Consider the following 18645-nt stretch of genomic DNA (forward strand, 5'->3'; position numbering starts at 1 on the left):
CTTATTTTTTGCGAGTCAAAGATTCTGTAATGATGCGCTCTTGCTCTGTCTTATGGGCAATTGGATTTCCTTCAGCAGGACTTGAACGGAATGTTCTTCCAATATAACTAACATTCACATCTTCTGGTGTAATATCACGGATGCGTGACTCCATAAACGGCCAAGCTCCCATATTTTTTGGCTCTTCTTGAACCCAAATAACTTCTTTTAAGTTCTTATAGTTAGCAAATAATTCACGAATTGGACGTTTAGGGAACGGATATAGTTCCTCCACACGGGCAATATGAAGCCAATCCCAATTCTCATCATCTGATTTTTTGTCGATACGTTCTGCTAAATCAATCGAAACTTTTCCACTACATAAGAGAATGCGTTCCACTTTATCTGTTTTTTCACCTAAGCCAGGCTGTTCAAGCACAGGTAAAAACTCGCCTTCAGAAAAGGCTTGTGCATCAGAAGAAGCATAAGCATTTCTTAATAAACTCTTCGGCGTCATAATAATAAGTGGACGAACAGAATCCTTCTTTAAGATCGCCGCTTGACGACGTAAAAGATGGAAATATTGAGCAGCGGATGAGCAGTTGGCAATCGTCCAGTTGTTTTCAGCAGCCGATACTAAGAAACGTTCCACCCGGCCACTTGAATGCTCGGGTCCTTGACCTTCATAACCATGAGGTAATAAAACAACAAGGCCTGATTTTTGTCCCCATTTTGCACGTCCAGCCGCAATCCATTGGTCAAACATTACTTGTGCTCCATTGGCAAAATCACCAAACTGAGCTTCCCACAAGACTAAAGTCTCAGGAGATTGGACATTATAGCCGTATTCAAATCCAACTACTGCCGCTTCAGATAATGGGCTATTATAGACAGCAAAGGATGCTTTCGCACTTTCAAGTTCTTTTAATGGCGTATAAAGTTGATTAGAGTCTTTATCATGTAAGACAAGATGTCGTTGTACGAATGTACCACGCTCAGAATCTTGACCAGACAGACGAACAGGCGTACCGTCAGAAATAATCGAAGCAAAGGCTAAGACTTCCCCATGAGCCCAGTCGATTCTTTCCACCCTCTTCAAATCCATCTAAACGTCTTTTTAATATTTTGCCTAGTTTATCGTTCACTTTAAATTCATTTGGCCACTTTAATAAGTCTTCATTGATCTGCTTTAATGTGTCAAAATCTACAGCCGTCTTAACTTTAGGTAACCCGTTTACAATAAAGTCCGGTTGCGAGATTTTTACATTATGCTCAGATTTTTTTGAAGCTACCTTATCATACTCAGTACGTAAGTATTCTAATGTTTCTTTATCCAAATCACTTCCGTACCCTTTTTCGATCACGTTTTGCTCTGTTAAATAGTCCGCATAAATGGCACGTACAGTTGGATGTTTTTTTATACGATTATACGTTTCAGGTTGAGTCACAAATGGATCATCTGTTTCATTATGACCTAGCCTGCGATACCCAACTAAGTCAATTAAGAAATCTTTTTTGAAACGTTTACGATATTGGAATGCTAAATGAATAGCGGCCATACATGCTTCAGGGTCATCAGCATTTACATGAAGGATTGGAATTTCAAATCCTTTAGCCGGGTCACTTGAATATGTAGTCGAACGAGAATCATACGTTTCCGTTGTAAAACCAATATTATTGTTGGCAATAATATGTAATGAGCCACCAACTTGATACCCTGTTAAGCGACTTAAATTCAAAGTTTCAGTTACAATTCCTTGTCCAGGAAAAGCAGCATCCCCATGAATTAAAACGGAGTACGCTTTTAAAATATCTTGAACGGGTTCACCTTTGTTTGAACGATCTTCTTGGGCTGCTCTTGCATAACCTTCGACAATCGGACTAACAAATTCAAGATGACTTGGATTGTTCGCTAATGTGACTGTTGCTTCAACTGTATTTTCTTCTTTAATTTGGCGATCGGCCCCTAAATGATACTTCACATCGCCTGTCCAACCGTTAATCCCTGTTGCACTTTCAGACGATAAATCTTCTTTAGGAGCATGTAAAAATTCAGAGAAAATCATATGATAAGGTTTACCTAATGTGTGCGTTAAGACATTTAAACGTCCACGGTGGGCCATCCCAATCATAATGTTTTCTGTCCCTTCATGAACAGATTCACGAACGGCTTCATCTAGCATTGGTACGAGAACATCTAAACCTTCTATAGAAAATCGTTTTTGCCCAACGAATGTACGATGAATAAATTTTTCGAATCCTTCTACTTGTGTTAATCGCTTTAATAAATTAATTCGTTGTTGTGTCGATAAATTCGGTAAATATAAGTCAGATTCTACCATCTTATATAACCAATTTCTTTCCTCTTCGTCTTGAACATGTCCAAATTCAAAGGCAACCGTTTGGGTATAGACCTTTTTTAAATGTTCAATCGCTTCAAAACCGTCCTTCACATAAGAAGGAGCATTAGGACAGAGCATATCTACAGGTACTTGTCTTAAATCTGCTTCTGTTAAATCATAACGACTTAACTGGAGCAATTCTTCATTTTTAAATTCTTTTTGAATCGGATGAATGTCAGAAGCCAAATGGCCCTTCATTCGAATGGTATCTGCTAATTTCACAGCACCAACAATCTTCCTCATCATGTCCGTTCCTACAGTTTGTTTAGCTGCTGGAACTTCTGCTGCAATGAACCTTTCTTCGTCATTTGACGATGGTGGCGGACCTAACGTATCAAAGAGTGCTCTAAGCTCTTCATCAACCGCATCTGGGTCTTTTGTATACTCCTCATAAAGTTCAATCGCAACGCCAAGGTTCGGACCATGAAACCCTTTCCATGACTCACTTGGTTTGTTCTCCTTGCTGGACATGTGACAAAAACCTCCTAAGTTACTTTTAAGTCAAATCATCAGAAGTTGAATAAAATAACGCTTTCATTGACATTTTATCATGAATAAGTGGATGACTCAAAGGTTATCTATCCAAATTCATAGATTTGTCTAACGATTTTTCAAATTACGACTTTTGTTACATTTTTAAAGCCTTGTAAGTGAATTTAATCATCCTATTAGAGTGTAAATCTTTTTTTTCTGAAAATCTAGTGATTTGTCATAAAATATTCTTAATTTCGTAACTTTTTTTCACTATTAACAAACAAGCACAAAAAGTTTGTTTACTTTGTCAATTTTGATAAGAGAAAATACTTATTTAAGCCCACTGAAAGAGATAAAATTTTTGAGTAAAACATTAGATATACTCCGATCACACCATTGATTTGTTCTTTATTATGAATCAACAACGATTAAGTAAGCAGATATACACCTCTTCTCAATTAGACATATAAACCTTACTGTTTCAGTGGATTCTTTTTTACTCTCTTTTTGCTTAGAAAATCTTATACAAAAAGGCTGTCATTCTATCTTTTTTGTTGCCAAATAATGAATCATTTGTCCAGGTATAATTTTTATCCAACTGTTCATTCATTTATTTATAGATTTTGATTTTGAAACCAATTAATGAGTTGTTTTTTTTCATTCTCTGTAAATTGATAGTTGGCACAATCACACCCTTCTTCTAGAAGAACAACTTGAAGCACTTCCTTATCTTGATTAACGATTAATAAGGCTTCCGGTTCCACCAAATCATCAGGTAGGTCATTAGTCTCAAACTGGATCACATAATGGTTCCAATACTGGATTTGCTCTTCTCTTACTATTTTGAGCGGTTTTAATGCAAATTCTTTATATTTTTCAAAATTCAAATCAATCAATATTCTTGCTCCTTTTCCATTACCCAATTGTTTACCGTCCTATATTGTATAAGGTTTTTTCAATTAAGTAAAACGTTCCAATCCAAATTTTACTATTTGTGTATAAAAACGACCTCTTTCCTTCATCCTAATGAAAAAGGAGGTGGATCATGGAATATTTTGTCCAGCATAAGGACGAACATAACAGTAGTTTAATAACCGTTGATACCGATAATCAGCGTTATATGATTCAAACGGAGGATAGAAGTGGACGAATTTTTGACACTCCTCCCGCGTTATTAGCATGGATCAAAAAAAATTGGAAACCTACAGATTTGGAAACGCCTGAAGTTTATCAAGAGCTTTTACATGAAATTGCGGAAGAGATGAGAGGAAATTAAACCCATAACTTATTTATTCCTTTAAAAAGGATTTTCATTCGGGTTTTTGTCCGTTATAATGTTGAGAGGATGAATAGAAGGGTGTCGTTTTGAATGTTAAAAAAGATATTCTTCATTTTCTTCTCCTTCTTAGTTCTTTTGGTCGTTGTATTAATAATGACACCTACGGATAAAATTCGCGAGTTTAGTTATCGTAGCTTTATTAGCCAACATCAAATTCCTGAGGATTATCTTGAGCTCTATAATGAAGCAGCGGATAAATATGATATCCCTTGGGAGTTACTCGCCTCTGTTCATCGGGTGGAAACGATTTTTTCCACGATGGACCCTCTTGTGAGCCCAGTAGGAGCATTAGGCCATTTTCAATTTATGCCTCGCACATGGGTTGGATGGACATACCCTGGTGGTTCACTCGGTGAAATTGAAGATGAAGTGGACATTACGGAACTTTCTTTAATTGCAGAGCACGGGGGCTACGGGGTAGATGGTGATGGTGATGGAATTGCCGATCCGTTTAATATTGTGGACGCTACTCATTCTGCCGCTAAATATTTGGCTGATCACGGGGCAGCAAATGGTCACTATGAGGAAGCGCTATTTGCCTATAATCAAAGTCAAGACTATGTGGATGAAGTAATGAAGTATTTTGAACAGTATATGGAAGAGTATGAACTAATCACGTTGCGTCATGTTTATGATTATTAAAATAAGAAGCAACAAAAAACACCGCTCTTTCACACATTTTGTTGTGAAGGAGCGGTGTTTTTATGCTTTCCATTCATTAAGCGATAAATCTTTCGTACAAATCAATAAAACCATGACCGAAACTGGTGGATAAAAGAAAGCGATGCTTATTTTCACTGCCTTGAACTTAAAGAGAAAGTAACAAAAAAACAGCTAGTAAGCAAACATTATCTGTTATCAATATTCTCCGGATACAAGTCATGATTCATCAAACGATAATTCGCTATTTCTTCATACTTTGTTCCTGGTTTTCCGTAGTTTGTATATGGATCAATGGAAATACCACCACGAGGAGTAAATTTGCCCCATACTTCGATATAGCGTGGGTCCATGAGCTCAATTAAATCATTCATAATAATATTCATACAGTCCTCATGGAAGTCTCCGTGTAAAAAACATTGATACAGTAACTTGTCTTACGATTTATTTAACTCAAGTCACTTTTTTGGTCACTTTTACTAAATAATTCATCAAGTTTACTTACTGCTTCAATTTGCATTGACGGTAATACATGAGAATATGTGTTTAATAAAATGTTGACATTTTTATGACCAAGTCTCTCTTGAATAATCTTTGGATTAATTCGTTTAGAGAGTAGATAAGTGGCATGAGTATGACGTAAATCATGCATCCTTATCCTTGGCAAGTCTAATTGTTTAACGGTTACTCTAAATGCTCTCCTAAAGTTGTTAGGATGCACCCAATTTCCTGTTTGAGTACAAACAATTAGATTATACTTGTGATAATCATTACCTATAATATCTATTTCGTTGTCAAGGAACCTTTTATGCTGATGCAACAAGTCTGTAAGTGATTCAGAAATATAAATAACTCTTATAGCTGAATCAGATTTCCCACCGTTAACAAGACTATAACTTCCATCAAGATTTTTGGCTAAAGTTTGCTTAACATAGATTAGATTATTATTAAAATCGATATCTTTCCACCTTAAGCCAAGAACTTCGCCCATTCGCATACCAGTTTGTATAGAGATAACAAATCCTATATAATGCCTAGTTAGATTTAAAATCCGCTTTGGAGCATCTAAGAAAGTTATAATATCTTCTTCACTCCAAGCACGATCTTTTTTTATCTCTCTTGGTAATGAGATATCTGATAAAAAGTCTTCTTTAATTAGTCTTTTTTTTAGAGCTTTCTTTAACACCTCGGCAACTATTCCATATGCTGTCCTGATTGTCGCTGGAGACAAATTACGCTCTTTATGTAACTTCATGATGTAATTTTGAATAATATCCTCATTTATCTCAGTAATCTTTATATCACCAAGATAAGGTAGAATATTATAAAGTAATTGTTCTTCATAGTTCTTGATTGTACTTGGCTTGAGTTTTATTTTTTTTGCTGTGAGCCAATCGTTTATAAACGAATCGAACTTAGAGTTAGTCCCTTTTAATAACTCAAAATTCTGTTTTAACTCAATTCTAAGTTTGGCTAAAGCTAACTCTGCCTCTTCTTTTGACTCAAACCCTCTTCGTTTATACTGTTTTCTTTTTTTAGTAACAGGATCATTAGCAACATTAAAAATAAAGAAATATGTGCCGTTTTTGTCTTTTTTGATCGAAGCCACTCATTTCACCTCAGTGAGTGACCAACAATATGTGATTACTACTATTCTATCAACATTCTAAATCAAAATACAACAAAAACTTATGAACACTATGATTATTTTCTATTTTTCTGTCCCTTCAAATTGAATATCATCAATTTCGATACTAAAGTCTTCAATATTTAATTTTGGAACTTCTCTTCCTGATACATGATTTACTTCTAAGCCCACAATATCTAGAACTTCATCACTCACATGTCTCCCAATATACTCCCTTGCTTCGCTTTCATTTTTTGAAATGTTGTCTTCTACTTGCACCTGTAATGTAATTGTTAAATAAGAATTTGTCATTTTAATTTTCCCCTTTTCACCCTCATATTTTTTCACACTATTACATCTTACAACAAAATATCCCACAAACCAGTCTAACTTGTCACAATTTAAATAATATTTTGTCGTCTGATGTAAGTATAACCTAGCTACATTTTGTAGTCAACAATTAATTACTACAAAATGTAGCCTATTTTAGTTATAATATATTTAATTATAGAGGGAGGGAAAATAATGGCAAAAGTAGTTAATTCAAATTTGAAAAATATTTTAGATGAAAGAAATATATCGATTAGAAGTTTTACTGAGTTGAGTGGTCTTCATTATGAAACTGTTAGGCGCATGTATCATAATTTATCTAGGCAATATCAGAAAGAAACCATAGGCAGAATGTGTGAAGTTCTTGATATTGAAATAGCCGATTTACTAATACTTGAAGATGAAACAAAAGACCACTCTGCAAAATAAATGCTAAGTGGTCTTCTACTTCATTCATCCACTAATAATTCTTTAATTATCGACTTGGCTTCACCTTTCTCATACTTTTCAATGAAGTCAATCAATAATATCTCCAACACACGCTCCATCTTTAAATGATGGTTAGGGTAAACTTTATCTATGTCCGACAACATCACTTCTCCTCTTAGCACATCTTTACGTGGCAATCTACAATAAAATATTTCATGCTCTGCTTTATCTACTCGCTTACGTACTGGATATAATGGAACATCTTCTACTTTCTGCTCATTGTATTGCTCTAGTCTTACATTAGTCGTACCGCGGTCATAGTCAAGTAATAATTTATAGATATACTTTATGTCTTGCTTGGCTATTACATCGCTCAGAAAGTCATTCCAAAGCATCTGGACAAGGTTATCTAACGTGAAATGTTTATCTGTCATGTTATATACGTCTTCACATAACACTTTAGCTCTAAAGTAAATATCATTAGGTAGCATCAGCTTTACATGGACATTTCTACTCTCAAATATTCGACTCAAAAAACTATTTTGTTTAAGCTCCTTATCAATTAAATCACACTCACTGTATGCCACTTATATATACACCACCCTGTATTTTATAGATAGCATCTGTAAATATTCTATGTGCGGTTCGTCTTATACTCAGATTCCATTTTACGGAGAAATGCGTAAGTAAACTATATTGATTTTTAGACAGTTTAACGTGCACCATGTATTCGGTCACGGAATACTCTTGCTCTGGAAAATCATTGTTTTGACTTAGGCTACTCAGCAATAAGGACGTGCTATATTTAGTGATTGATTCTCTCCTGCTCCTAGCTGCATATAAAATGAAATTGTAATTGTCTTTAGTTACTGGAATACGTATATCCACCTTAGTATCCGAACGTTTCTTTCTTGGTGAATTATCTTTTTTAGTGGAAGTAGATGGATTAAGCATAGGATTTAGTTTAATAGTAACCACTCCCCTACCCTATATTTTGTTGAGTTTGCTAACTTATCTCTAGTCCCCTCGCCCCCTAGTCTGAAAGTGGACAAGTTAAGGGGAGTGAGAGGAGGTTGAGTATTACTGGAGTATGACTATCTCAAATCAAGCTTTATCCCTCCACTTTCCGAACGAACAATGTTCTTATTTGAGGTATCATTCGTTTGCCATCCTTCCATATCTTTATGAATGAGCCGCTTAACATAAGTAGAAAAGCCTTTAAATTTCATTGCATGGTCAAAGAATTTCTTTTCATACGGATCAGATAGATTGAACGATACGCTTTTTACTTCTGGCTTTTCCATGTGCATCTGCTCCCATCTTCTTAATTGTAGTTTTACCTTCTTCTGTCAAATAGATCTTCCCAGCTCGTTGCATCTGTTTAATCATTTCTTTGAATTGTAATTTTGTCATAGCTCAATATGACCTCCTTATTAGTAGATTAATAAATCATACTCAGGTAATATTAAAAAAAGAACTAAAAAGTACAAAATTAATTTGTATTTACATGCTCTTTTATATTATTTTCATTTGATTGATTGATACTTCGGAATATTGAATATAAAATAAGTGAAAAGAGGTTAATCGGAGGAAATATCATGTTAAAACCTAAAATAAAGGTTAGATTAGCGGAGTTAGAGTTGACACAAGTGGATATTTTTGAAGAGTTTTCTGTAGGCAAAATGACATTTAGCAATTGGGTAACAGGGAAATCTAGGCCTAATTTAGAGCAGGCTTTTAAACTGGCAAAGAGATTGGATTGTAAAGTAGATGAATTGTGGGAGTATAGAGAGGAATGAAGAATGAAAAATAAAAAAAATCCCCTTTTAAAAGGGGAAATGATTCATTTTATTTAAGTTCATGCTTATATTCGTTCCACCACTTCTCAACTTTAGGATACGTTGATAATTTTAAGCTTACTAATTTATTGGAGTATTCACTATCAATCATAAATAATTGAGGTTCATTTTTGATGACAGCTATATACTTATATTTAAAAGGAGTTGCAATGATATCTTGAATAAAGTTACCTCTCTTTTCAACATAATCGTGTATCTTAACTAAATCATCACCTTCAAAATCCCAGTCTACTTCATTGTGCTTCAATTTATTCTCGTTTGAATTAACTGCTTCAACAGAATTAGCATTCTCCTCTACCGATACAGCTACTTGATTTGATGCCGAATTAGGATAAACTAATTTTTTCAATAACTTATTTGTTTCTGTTTGTCTTTCAATCATTTCAGCCATTCCGATTATAAGAAACCCGCTTATTAGACCACTTAAAGTATAAATAAAGAAAATACTCCAAATAAATTCATACCGACTATATCCAACTTCTTCCGTGCCAAGTATAACACCTGCCAAAAGTCCAAATATAATTACTCCTGCCCCAATGTAAAATAAAACCTTTCCAATTCCATTATTATAATTCAACTAATCGCCCCCTGTTTATGTATTTAATTAAAAAAATAATCAAAAAGCATGAATAACAATTACTAAAGTAGCCCTACTTTTTAAAAATTAGCTCTTTGTTTCTAATTCAGCTAAAATTTGTTTAGCTTTTTGATGAAGTAATTTTGCTTTCTCTTGCATATCTTTACTACGCAAATCAGCAGTTTCATTAAATAATATATTTTCAAGTTCATAATTATTAATCATTTGCTTAAGAGTTGCAATATTAAGACATTTATCACTGCAGAAAGAATCTTTATTTAACCCAAAAACTTTTATCACTAAATTATATCCCTCAAATGAAAGATCTTTTTCTTCAAATGGGTTGACTCCATCAACCGCTTTACTAGTTTGAGATTTACAAATGCTACAACTATTATTTTTAATATTCATAGTATCCTCCTAGAAATTAATTATGATAATAATTTCTTTTTTTGAGATTCAAATTCCTCGCTAGTTAAAATTCCTTCTAATTGTAATTCTTTTAGTTTCTTCAGCTCTTCTGCAATTGAATGGGACTTCACAGAACCATGTAGCCTTTTTTGGAAATCTTCATTTTCATCTTTTTCATTCTTCTTATCTAAGTCATCTGCTTTTTTAATTAAAACGCTAATTAAACTATGCCAGTAATTCGCACTTTTAATTCCTTTTTTATACTTTTCATCATCTTTCTTCATCGGAAATGGCTTTCCATTAAAATCGGGAACATCGGCCTTAGCGAAATTGATTATAAATATTGGTTCGCTAGTATCATTGACTACAATTTTAATGTCGACACTATTTACTTCTTGAGTTGATGTTGAACTCCCAGATAAACCACCGATAATAGCACCAACGCCTCCTGCGAGCACACCACCGAGCAATGCACCTCCAATTTGGCTACTCCTAGATGTTTTGTTAACCGTTATACCATCTTCTATCACTTCAGATTCTAATAACTCGCTGTAGTCGTAAGTTTTAACATACTCATCTTCTAGTCTAATTATTGCAAGTTTACTATTTTCTTCATCTAAAATTAATGCAGTCTCTAAATCATATGCGACAAACTCTTTGGACTCAATAAAACCTTCCAGCTTTCCTTTTAAATCAGATAGTTTTTTCATTTTTGTGTTATTTAATTCTCGTATACTGCCCTCTGATTTAAACACAAAGTAAAATGCTAATGAGAAAAATGCTATTGTTGCAAAAGTCCCTAACCAAACATCAATAGTGAAAAGGTATAAACCAAAAAATATTAAAATACCCGGAATTATACACCCCAATAAAATCCCCTCAACTCTCCTCAATTTTTTACTATTATTTTACCATTTTATTCTAATGAATAGAACTATATATCTATAATTAAAATAAAAAAATAGGGTAGCTCTAATTTAAACGAGCTACCCTTAGTTATTTCTTCTCTGAATACATTAATAATAATCCAGTTTCTGTCGGATCAATTCCATAAATCCTATATTCAATGTTTCCGATTGTATATGTATGATTGACCTCAACAAGCCTAGATTGTTCATTGTCTGGTGCAATTAACTTAATATTCCCGTCTACAAGTCGAATAGAACCATTCCCAGCAACTTGCTTTTCTGCTTCGGCTAATACTCCAATTTCAGCATAGATAGGTTCCGGATCACTATAAATAGGACGGCCAAGACTGTCATAACCTATGATTTCACCTTGATTCATACCGATTTGAATATTTAAAGTATGAGCCAAGTGTCTCATGAGTGATTTATATGATTCTTTTTGTGCAGCCACTACTTCGTTTAAGATAAGCCATTCTCTATCTCTCCATTTGATGACATCTCCACGACTAATTTTATCCTTTGTTGTGATGTATCGGTCATCATCTGATGGAGTACGACTTTGCGTAGGTGTGGCAACGACTCCTATTGATTCAGTATCATTGATTAGGATTGGTTCCCCTAGATTATTCAATATTGAACTAAAATCATCAACTGTTGAATTTTTAAATAGATTAATTGATGGCATAATTTCCTCCTTTAGCTATCAAACATATAAAAGACAGATGAATTTGAATGGCTATTTTCTTTCCGTTCTAATTCTTGGATTTTTCCATTTAAATATTGGATTCTTCGATGAAGATTATCAGCAAACTTCGTGACGGATATACCATCATCATTCTTATAATCCTTCATTGTATCAGGTTGATTAGCAATGCTTTCAAGAATAAGGACAGCAACTTTTAGAATTTTCTTTTCATTTTCATTAGAATATGTATCGGCTGAATCTAGTCCTACTTTGTAAAAATACATTTCTAATTCTTCATCTGTGATATTGATTCCTTTAGTTTCAAGTGCAAGGAACTCTTTATTAGTGTAGTTCAATTTATTTCCTCCTTATTTCTGTACGGTAATTGAAATTATATTAACTTTGCTATTAGAACAGCATTTTTCCTTTTTAATAAAACTCATACATTGTACGCAGTATGTATGTATACTGGATGTAGCTTCCGACAATATATTTAATTCATTTGCAGCATCCTTATAGGATTCAGGGGATGTGGCATAGATTAAACGGTTGTTCAATTGGTTCACCTCCGTAATAAAAAATTGGTCAGCACCCAAATTTGGGTTGTCATCTAATCCACTTTTTATAAAAAATCTGACGAACGAAAATTTGCGTTGGTTGAAATCACAATTAAAGAGGTACTTTGTGAAAGATTCTTTCCACCTTGTTATTTTGAATATAAAAAGCATCCGCTACGGATGCTCTCTCGAAACTTTGTAATTTCTCAACTTTTCTAATGTGACTTTTGCTTTTTTTAAATCACTTTCAAAGTTCTTATCAAGAAAACTCAACTCTGGTAACGATACAGCAGTCAGAAAGTAACTAATGGTTTCATCGACTAATACTGAGTTATAGCAATCGTTACTACAAAAGTCACCTTTAGCAATAGCGATCCTATTGGCAACTAAAGCTTCTACTGCTTCTCTTGGTATGATGTCATGCGGCAACTCTATGCTAAATTTAACATTGTCTTTTCTGACATCATCTTTACAATAATCACATATAATCTCATTTGTTCCTAATTGTTTCTTCATGGATAAATCATCTCCTTTCACCTACATTTCGGCAAAAGAGGATAATTTTCCTTTTTAAATTTAATTTTAATTTTAGATAGTCCAAATTTCTCTATTTTTTTCGTGGGTGTGTAAAGACATATGTTAGCGAAATAATCGGCTCTAAGGGGGTATCAGGCCACGCTACAACCAACGTTAGATTATCAAGTCATATATGTATTGGCTCCATTAACATTGCTATATGGCTTGATATACACGTCTGATAATGTCTAATAACGATGAGAATAAAGAAAAAGACCGTCCTAATTAGACCGTCTCAATAATGTTTTAAGTTTTTAAAGATGCTAGTGATACGTTCTGCTTCAATTCCAATGTATCTCAAGGTTGTTTTTTGCGAACTATGATTAAGAATTTCTTGAAGATACGATATAATCATAGGATTTTCAGCGATATTGTCAGCATAAATACGATAAGCACCAGTTTTTCTTAATGTATGAGTACCAAAGTTACCTTTAATATTCAACTCTTTGCAAGTTTCTTTAATGATACGATGCAAGGCCTTAACATCAAGCTTCTTCTCACCATCTTTATTAACTTTTCTTGACTCGAATATATAATTATTAATATTAAAGTTCTTAATCGAATCTTTATGCAGCTTCAACGCTTCAATAGACGAATCATTTAGTTCTACTTTTCTAATTTTATCTGTTTTATCTTCCGTGATATAGAAATACTCTTTAATATCCCTATCATCATCTAATATGTCAGCCCATTTTAGATTAAGTAAGTCGCCCGCTCTTAACAAAACATTAATACCAACGACTACAATAGTATAATTCCGAACATTAGTAGCTTTTAAATATGTTATAAGCTTCTTGACATCTTTCTTATTCTTGATTGGCTCAACTTGCTCCGCTTTTCTGACTCCATTAACTTTTACATTTGCCATTTTTACCACTCCTCCGAATACGAACTAACTACTAATTTAATTATAATAGTTCGCATTCAAAGAAGCAATATGAAATACAAATTTATCTAAATCTTTTGTAACCCTTGATACATAAGTATTTTAGACAATAAACGAATACGAACTTTTGTGATTAGTTCGCATTCAAGTCTCTATATGAATAATACATATTGATAATAAAATAAAAAAAGGACTCTTTAAAATTCCGAGTCCCTAACCTATGCAATGCTGCTATCCTTTCAACATATGAAATGAAGATATATGTAGACAAAAACAGCCGAAAGCATTGATATATCAACGTTTTTGGTCATTTTCGACATATTTTGTCGAATTTTGATGATTTTACCCTATTTAATATACCCCCACCCGTATATATAACAGGTGCGTGCAAAATAGCATAGTACCTTACCACCCTAACCCTTGCCACATTAGTATTCTTATTAAATTGTCACCTAAACTTTTACGCTTTCTTGACCAGTTTCTTCTATTATATATGTCTCACTATTCATAGGATCACTAACCGTCTCATCTTTCCCTTGACTTGCCTTCTCCTCTTCCTGCTCTTGTTTAATTCTCTCCAACTCCACTTTGCTATCTGTAACATATGGATTGTACTCCAATATTGTCTTACTACTCATCGCACCTTCCTCACGATAAAGCTTCATGACTTCAATCTGCTCTTTATGATTATTCGGTCTTAGAGTTTGGAAGTTGGTCTTCAATGAATGAAACTCATCATCTGAATAAGACGTACCCTGCAACTCTAATAACTTCCTAATCGCTCTATGTCTCAAATTAAATCCATTACGCAAGTATCTCTTATGTTCAGACGCTTTATTATCAGCAATTTTATAAAAGTGTCTAATGGATTCTTCACTAATGTTATCAATACTTGTTTGGTTTAATGCAATAGCTGGAGTCTCAGATGTATTAAGAATATCTTCTATATACGTTTGCTTTAAGAATTTAGCAGCCTCTACTAATACATCATTACGAATATATTCAGCATCACCATTATCATCTACATTAAGAGCAAAACCCGCTAATCTATTTTTAATCCCTTCAGGTAATGTTAACATTTGCCCACGTATCAGCAAGGTTCCCGTAATAAATTTATACACCGCATCGTGAGTCTTTGCGATTAAATATTCTAAGTCATCAATTGAACTTTTATAAAACTCAATATCTGGTTTAATAATTCCATCTTCAGTATCCACTTCACGTAAATATGGAATTGGCAACATACCTGATGCATTCGGCTTCCTACTCGTTAACAATAAGTCATTACCAACCGTACTATATGTTTCAACAAAATCTGAATAATACACTTCATAATAATCAACTTTGCCGTATGTATAATGATAGACAAACGATTCCATCTCATTTTTATGATTGTATACCGGATACGAATACTGAGGCTTAAATAAATGAGATCTTATAATACCTTTTTTATCACTATAAACAAACTCATACACTTCACCATGATTAATAAACGTATCTAACAGCTTAAAATTAGACGAATGGAAATCACCTCTCTCATATACTTTGTTATAATCAGAAGCAATCTCTTCTTCGCCTGTTATCTGTAGATTATTTTCAAGTAAATATGTCTTATGGAACAAATTAATCGTTTTAGGAATATTGATAATTGTCCTTTTCACTTCTAACTCTTTCCCGTTAAACATTTCATTAGGTTCATTTAAAATTTTATGATTGCCACTTAGATATGAATTCCAATCAATAATTCTTCTCTTTTTTGCTTTATTGGAATAATCATTGACATAATCTTTAAACCACAAACGGTCATTTTTCTTCATTAAATTATCTCCTCTCTACCAAAATCATGTGGATCTTCAACGTACCATAGTCCTGTTCGTCCCTTAATTAACGCTTGTACACTTAACGCATGTGATATAACTAAATCATCATGGTTTTTTGCACCTTTTTTATTTCCAAGTTTTCCATTCATGTCAATAAAAATAGACATCTCATCAAGAGTATCTTTAGTGTTAATCAGTATCATTCCACGCTCAAAGTATTCTTTAAATTGCTGGATTAATACATGCTTAGTATCACGATCCATATAGAAACCAAGATGTACTCTTCCACTACCACCGGAATCATAAGCTTTATACTTCAACATATTCATGTAATGTAACTCACCACGTAACTTCTCAACCAATGGACTACCTATGCCATTATTCTCCGCCGCAATTAAGGCATACTTATACCAACGACACAAAGCATTAACCACGTCCGCAAATTTGTACAACTCAATTTTATTACTTTTAAAATAAGCGACTTCTCGGCCATCTTCATCAATGATTGTAATTGTACTACTATCTCCACCTCTACCCAATGCACTATCCACACCAGCATAATATTTCTTATGCAAAGGTAGCTCATATAAAAATAGCGACTTCCCTAAGTGTTGCTTTAACAATTCGGGAAAATCGCTTTTCTCTAATACTTTCTTATTGGGTAGCGGTTTCGGTAAATTCTGCATACGCTCCATAATGGTATCCATATTAAACATACTGATCGAACTAGTTGAAAATGCTTCTGTAGGAGTTGTAGGAAACTCACGTTTGAATTTTTCTTCGCTGTTTAACTGTATATACCAACGTCTATACATTAACTGGCGATAATTAGCACCGTATGTTTCTTTTAACTCTAACTCTTCATCTGTCAAGTCTTCCTCAGTCATACGCTTACCTTTATTTTGACCCTTAAACCATTTCTCGGCCTTATCATATGTATGCTTGTATTGATCCGCATAAGCTTTAGCAAGCCAACTATAAAAGAATGGAGTCCATATCTCATCTTTTCTATCTTTGTCTTTCCATGCTTTCATGAACAACTCATAAAAATAATTATGTCCCATTGCTGTCGATTCAATGATAATACGAGCATCTTCATTCTTGGCTAAGGCTGGAATAGCTGTAGCAATAATCTCGTCCTGAGTCTCATATGGTTTATATTTTCCAAATTCTGAAAAATGGATAATTTCGAAGGTATTTCCAGAGATAGAATCCTCTCCATTTGCTGTGGCAATTACGATTCGTGATCCATTCTCTAATTCAAACTCATCTCGATTAGATAACGTCACTTTAGGAAATATCCCGTACTCTTTATACTCTTTATGTGGCAATCTCTTATATACACCTTTTAACTTCTTGAATATAGATTTAGACACAGAGGCTGTCTGAGACATGATCATATATGAAGTATTTGGATGTCTAATTGCTGAATACAACATATAGTTTAAAGAGAAAGTGGTAAATCCAATTTGACGACCCTTTAGAATTGCATTATAAGTTTCCATATTTTCTAAAAATTCCTTTTGCTCTGGATTCAGAATAAAAGGAACGGTATTTTTATTATTATCAATAATCTTAATGAAATTGCGAGCAAACAACTCAAAATCATTCATTACTAATTGTAATTTTACCGGTAAGTCTTCGATATTATAACCATCCATCCTTTCACCTCCTACTTACTCGTATCCAAATCATCTAATTCATCGGTCTTTTTCGTTCCTTTACTCTTACCAAAACCTAACTCTTTCCTTGCTTCATCTGCATTCCTTTTAATATCTTCTTTCAATTTTAATAGTTTACTCATGACATCAATACTCTCTTTATCTGCATTCCCCTCAGCCATTCGCTGATATGCTTTACTCAAATCACTAGGATATTGTGCCTCCAAATACAAAGCATATAGAGCCGCATATTCTGGAGTACGCTCCCATCTTCTAAATGTATTTAATGTTTTAGCTCTTGTTGCAACTAAAAATTCTTCATCATTTGCTGGCTTATCTTCGTCTTTAAAAAACAGATCATGCTTATATTTAAAATATCTAGACTTATCTTCCTTGATTTTTCTTAGTGCTTGGTCAATGTTCATTTTCATTTCTCCTTTTTTATTAGAACTTTAAAAGAAATACAAGCTTAATAGCCTATGCTTGTTTTAAAGTTCTATATATTAAAAATGGGACAAGCACAAAGGCTCATCCCACAGTTGTTATTTAATTATTATTCGCCATTCTCTTCAGTTTCAGGTCGAAGTGTAGCTGCTGCTTTAGAGTTTAATAGTTTTAGCCCCAACTGTTGCTCCATGTATGCTGATTTTTTAGAACCTGAAGAAGGTTCAGGCTTAACATTTAATTTCATCAACTCTGGAGTTTCAATATAATTAGGATTAAGCACTACTAAATCACCTTTCTTCATCATTGGCACATCGACAAATGAAACCATGCCAAAAGCAGTAGAATAACTAGCGATATCAAACCCGTATTGTTTGTCTTTACCTAGGTACACTACATCATCAGCATAACCATTAAGAATTTGCTTTGTATGTGCGTTCATGAAAGCAAGCATCTCATGACCTACACCAGCATCATACAACCGTGAAATCGTTTCATTGAAACTCGCTAAAGTAATGTCACCTACTACACGATGCTCTTCATTTACTAAGTTGAAGATACCATCTGTTTTATATGTACTATTTACAAACCCTTTCTCTCCATATAATAGTACATTCTCTGTTTTCCTCTTTGTGGCAACAATCTTCTTATCAATCTCTCTTAGAAATAAATCGTTAATTCCAACTGCTGAAGAAGCTTGTGCTGTATTGGAAACAGTTACTGTATTACCAATAATCTCCAAATAGTTCTCCAATAATCCTGCGTTATCTTTTTTATATGCAGGTGCATCTCCACCTTCTGCCATTGTTACTGCTGAATCAGCAATTTCTTCTTGAATCCATTTAACTGTTGCACTATCAGCTTTCACCGTCTTGTTTAATGCGAATGTTGAAAACGGTAACGCTACTGGATTCGCTAAAATAATTTCATTCTTTAAATCTACTGACTGACCTTCTACGAAATTTGTTGTGTTGAACATTGATAAATCACTCTTTTCTTTTAATTTTTTTATATTTAAAAA

General features: G+C 33.7%; 21 protein-coding genes and 2 pseudogenes. 4 read left to right on the forward strand and 19 right to left on the reverse strand.

Features of this window, described 5'->3' with window-relative positions; genetic code table 11:
* Position 1: 1 nt before the first annotated feature.
* Both AA0017_RS09275 and AA0017_RS09280 read right to left on the reverse strand, forming a co-directional pair.
* A pseudogene (locus AA0017_RS09275) lies at positions 2-2852 on the reverse strand (2-oxoglutarate dehydrogenase E1 component).
* 617 nt (positions 2853-3469) lie between these two features.
* Positions 3470-3751 carry a hypothetical protein gene (locus AA0017_RS09280; protein ID WP_413381191.1) on the reverse strand — a complete coding sequence of 94 codons (282 nt, stop codon included), beginning with the start codon at positions 3749-3751 and terminating at the stop codon, positions 3470-3472.
* Positions 3752-3900: 149 nt separating this feature from the next.
* On the opposite strand from AA0017_RS09280, the gene AA0017_RS09285 reads away from it, so the two are divergent.
* Both AA0017_RS09285 and AA0017_RS09290 read left to right on the forward strand, forming a co-directional pair.
* Entirely contained in the window at positions 3901-4131 is a 231-nt protein-coding gene (locus AA0017_RS09285) for a hypothetical protein (RefSeq protein WP_413381193.1), read from the forward strand.
* 93 nt (positions 4132-4224) lie between these two features.
* Complete coding sequence (locus tag AA0017_RS09290; RefSeq protein WP_413381195.1) at positions 4225-4836, forward strand: lytic transglycosylase domain-containing protein; 612 nt, start codon at positions 4225-4227, stop codon at positions 4834-4836.
* A gap of 206 nt (positions 4837-5042) precedes the next feature.
* Here AA0017_RS09290 and AA0017_RS09295 read toward each other — a convergent pair.
* From AA0017_RS09295 to AA0017_RS09305, 3 genes and pseudogenes are all read right to left on the reverse strand, one after another.
* A pseudogene (locus AA0017_RS09295) lies at positions 5043-5264 on the reverse strand (NADPH-dependent 7-cyano-7-deazaguanine reductase QueF); the annotation flags it as partial.
* A 38-nt stretch (positions 5265-5302) separates the two neighbouring features.
* Positions 5303-6463 (reverse strand): tyrosine-type recombinase/integrase, encoded by a 1161-nt coding sequence (locus tag AA0017_RS09300; protein WP_413381197.1) that lies wholly within the window; start codon positions 6461-6463, stop codon positions 5303-5305.
* Between the two features lie 102 nt (positions 6464-6565).
* Positions 6566-6793: a hypothetical protein gene (locus AA0017_RS09305; RefSeq protein ID WP_413381199.1), complete on the reverse strand. Its 228-nt coding sequence runs from the start codon at positions 6791-6793 to the stop codon at positions 6566-6568.
* A 213-nt stretch (positions 6794-7006) separates the two neighbouring features.
* Here AA0017_RS09305 and AA0017_RS09310 point away from each other — a divergent pair, with 213 nt between their 5' ends.
* Positions 7007-7240, forward strand: a complete 234-nt coding sequence (locus tag AA0017_RS09310) for a helix-turn-helix domain-containing protein (protein WP_413381201.1) — start codon at positions 7007-7009, stop codon at positions 7238-7240.
* Between the two features lie 20 nt (positions 7241-7260).
* On the opposite strand, the gene AA0017_RS09315 is transcribed toward AA0017_RS09310, so the two are convergent.
* The 3 genes from AA0017_RS09315 to AA0017_RS09325 all read right to left on the reverse strand — a co-directional run bounded on the left by AA0017_RS09315 (position 7261) and on the right by AA0017_RS09325 (position 8653).
* The gene (locus tag AA0017_RS09315) at positions 7261-7827 is read right to left on the reverse strand and encodes a hypothetical protein (protein ID WP_413381203.1); all 567 of its coding nucleotides are present in this window, start codon (positions 7825-7827) and stop codon (positions 7261-7263) included.
* Between the two features lie 507 nt (positions 7828-8334).
* A complete protein-coding gene (locus AA0017_RS09320; protein WP_413381205.1) occupies positions 8335-8544 on the reverse strand; it encodes a hypothetical protein in 210 nt (69 codons plus the stop codon).
* Positions 8501-8653, reverse strand: coding sequence for a hypothetical protein (locus AA0017_RS09325; protein ID WP_413381207.1), 153 nt, complete (start codon positions 8651-8653; stop codon positions 8501-8503). Before AA0017_RS09325 ends, AA0017_RS09320 begins: the two co-directional genes overlap by 44 nt.
* 185 nt (positions 8654-8838) lie before the next feature.
* On the opposite strand from AA0017_RS09325, the gene AA0017_RS09330 reads away from it, so the two are divergent.
* Positions 8839-9039: a helix-turn-helix transcriptional regulator gene (locus AA0017_RS09330; RefSeq protein ID WP_413381209.1), complete on the forward strand. Its 201-nt coding sequence runs from the start codon at positions 8839-8841 to the stop codon at positions 9037-9039.
* A gap of 49 nt (positions 9040-9088) precedes the next feature.
* On the opposite strand, the gene AA0017_RS09335 is transcribed toward AA0017_RS09330, so the two are convergent.
* The 11 genes from AA0017_RS09335 to AA0017_RS09385 all read right to left on the reverse strand — a co-directional run bounded on the left by AA0017_RS09335 (position 9089) and on the right by AA0017_RS09385 (position 18603).
* Positions 9089-9676: a hypothetical protein gene (locus AA0017_RS09335; RefSeq protein ID WP_413381211.1), complete on the reverse strand. Its 588-nt coding sequence runs from the start codon at positions 9674-9676 to the stop codon at positions 9089-9091.
* A gap of 87 nt (positions 9677-9763) precedes the next feature.
* Entirely contained in the window at positions 9764-10087 is a 324-nt protein-coding gene (locus AA0017_RS09340) for a hypothetical protein (protein ID WP_413381213.1), read from the reverse strand.
* A 20-nt stretch (positions 10088-10107) separates the two neighbouring features.
* Complete coding sequence (locus tag AA0017_RS09345; protein ID WP_413381215.1) at positions 10108-10956, reverse strand: SHOCT domain-containing protein; 849 nt, start codon at positions 10954-10956, stop codon at positions 10108-10110.
* A 127-nt stretch (positions 10957-11083) separates the two neighbouring features.
* On the reverse strand, positions 11084-11680 hold the full coding sequence (locus AA0017_RS09350) for a hypothetical protein (protein WP_413381217.1): 597 nt from the start codon (positions 11678-11680) through the stop codon (positions 11084-11086).
* A gap of 11 nt (positions 11681-11691) precedes the next feature.
* Positions 11692-12036, reverse strand: a complete 345-nt coding sequence (locus AA0017_RS09355) for a hypothetical protein (protein WP_413381219.1) — start codon at positions 12034-12036, stop codon at positions 11692-11694.
* Positions 12037-12411: 375 nt separating this feature from the next.
* Entirely contained in the window at positions 12412-12753 is a 342-nt protein-coding gene (locus AA0017_RS09360) for a hypothetical protein (protein ID WP_413381221.1), read from the reverse strand.
* Between the two features lie 295 nt (positions 12754-13048).
* The gene (locus AA0017_RS09365; RefSeq protein ID WP_413381223.1) at positions 13049-13681 is read right to left on the reverse strand and encodes a tyrosine-type recombinase/integrase; all 633 of its coding nucleotides are present in this window, start codon (positions 13679-13681) and stop codon (positions 13049-13051) included.
* Positions 13682-14151: 470 nt separating this feature from the next.
* On the reverse strand, positions 14152-15516 hold the full coding sequence (locus AA0017_RS09370) for a phage portal protein (protein WP_413381225.1): 1365 nt from the start codon (positions 15514-15516) through the stop codon (positions 14152-14154).
* Positions 15516-17180 (reverse strand): DNA packaging protein, encoded by a 1665-nt coding sequence (locus AA0017_RS09375; protein ID WP_413381227.1) that lies wholly within the window; start codon positions 17178-17180, stop codon positions 15516-15518. Before AA0017_RS09375 ends, AA0017_RS09370 begins: the two co-directional genes overlap by 1 nt.
* 11 nt (positions 17181-17191) lie before the next feature.
* A complete protein-coding gene (locus tag AA0017_RS09380) occupies positions 17192-17605 on the reverse strand; it encodes a hypothetical protein (protein ID WP_413381229.1) in 414 nt (137 codons plus the stop codon).
* Positions 17606-17733: 128 nt separating this feature from the next.
* A complete protein-coding gene (locus AA0017_RS09385) occupies positions 17734-18603 on the reverse strand; it encodes a DUF5309 family protein (protein ID WP_413381231.1) in 870 nt (289 codons plus the stop codon).
* Between the last annotated feature and the right edge of the window lie 42 nt (positions 18604-18645).

This window comes from Alkalihalobacillus phoenicis (assembly GCF_047302405.1).
Classification (GTDB): Bacteria; Bacillota; Bacilli; order Bacillales; family Bacillaceae_D; genus Alkalihalobacillus.

What these genes read in the sequence shown, in the direction of transcription:
- AA0017_RS09290 (WP_413381195.1), top strand. Translation starts at nt 4,225, where the DNA reads ATGTTAAAAAAGATATTCTTCATTTTCTTCTCCTTCTTAGTTCTTTTG.
- AA0017_RS09310 (WP_413381201.1), top strand. Translation starts at nt 7,007, where the DNA reads ATGGCAAAAGTAGTTAATTCAAATTTGAAAAATATTTTAGATGAAAGA.
- AA0017_RS09370 (WP_413381225.1), bottom strand. Translation starts at nt 15,516, where the DNA reads ATGAAGAAAAATGACCGTTTGTGGTTTAAAGATTATGTCAATGATTAT.
- AA0017_RS09360 (WP_413381221.1), bottom strand. Translation starts at nt 12,753, where the DNA reads ATGAAGAAACAATTAGGAACAAATGAGATTATATGTGATTATTGTAAA.
- AA0017_RS09285 (WP_413381193.1), top strand. Translation starts at nt 3,901, where the DNA reads ATGGAATATTTTGTCCAGCATAAGGACGAACATAACAGTAGTTTAATA.
- AA0017_RS09325 (WP_413381207.1), bottom strand. Translation starts at nt 8,653, where the DNA reads ATGACAAAATTACAATTCAAAGAAATGATTAAACAGATGCAACGAGCT.
- AA0017_RS09340 (WP_413381213.1), bottom strand. Translation starts at nt 10,087, where the DNA reads ATGAATATTAAAAATAATAGTTGTAGCATTTGTAAATCTCAAACTAGT.
- AA0017_RS09350 (WP_413381217.1), bottom strand. Translation starts at nt 11,680, where the DNA reads ATGCCATCAATTAATCTATTTAAAAATTCAACAGTTGATGATTTTAGT.
- AA0017_RS09365 (WP_413381223.1), bottom strand. Translation starts at nt 13,681, where the DNA reads ATGGCAAATGTAAAAGTTAATGGAGTCAGAAAAGCGGAGCAAGTTGAG.
- AA0017_RS09380 (WP_413381229.1), bottom strand. Translation starts at nt 17,605, where the DNA reads ATGAACATTGACCAAGCACTAAGAAAAATCAAGGAAGATAAGTCTAGA.
- AA0017_RS09305 (WP_413381199.1), bottom strand. Translation starts at nt 6,793, where the DNA reads ATGACAAATTCTTATTTAACAATTACATTACAGGTGCAAGTAGAAGAC.
- AA0017_RS09375 (WP_413381227.1), bottom strand. Translation starts at nt 17,180, where the DNA reads ATGGATGGTTATAATATCGAAGACTTACCGGTAAAATTACAATTAGTA.
- AA0017_RS09320 (WP_413381205.1), bottom strand. Translation starts at nt 8,544, where the DNA reads ATGGAAAAGCCAGAAGTAAAAAGCGTATCGTTCAATCTATCTGATCCG.
- AA0017_RS09330 (WP_413381209.1), top strand. Translation starts at nt 8,839, where the DNA reads ATGTTAAAACCTAAAATAAAGGTTAGATTAGCGGAGTTAGAGTTGACA.
- AA0017_RS09385 (WP_413381231.1), bottom strand. Translation starts at nt 18,603, where the DNA reads ATGTTCAACACAACAAATTTCGTAGAAGGTCAGTCAGTAGATTTAAAG.